This is a genomic window from Tepidibacillus infernus (genome assembly GCF_048898065.1).
Classification (GTDB): Bacteria; Bacillota; Bacilli; order Tepidibacillales; family Tepidibacillaceae; genus Tepidibacillus_B; species Tepidibacillus_B infernus.
In genome coordinates this window covers 1-254 of sequence record NZ_JBLWFI010000083.1, presented here as the reverse complement: position 1 = coordinate 254, position 254 = coordinate 1, and the positions used below count along the sequence as shown (strand labels likewise).

1 rRNA gene is annotated in these 254 nt (G+C 50.0%); it reads right to left on the bottom strand.

Annotated elements, in window-relative coordinates:
- Positions 1–254, bottom strand: a 23S ribosomal RNA gene (locus TEPIDINF_RS15100); the annotation flags it as partial.

Here is a 254-nt window from a genome sequence, read left to right as displayed (position 1 = left end):
ACCCGTAGGTATCGGTTTAGGCTGTTCCCTTTTCGCTCGCCGCTACTTAGGGAATCGCACTCAAGTCCCACCAAAGTGACGGAAAGCTTTGTAGCTTATTCCGACTACTTTGGTGGGGCCCAAGTTTTTTTGCTTTCTCTTCCTCAGGGTACTTAGATGTTTCAGTTCCCCTGGTTGCCTCCTCATCCCCTATGTGTTCAGGGATGGGTATACTTCCATTACGAAGTATGGGTTCCCCCATTCGGAAATCCCCG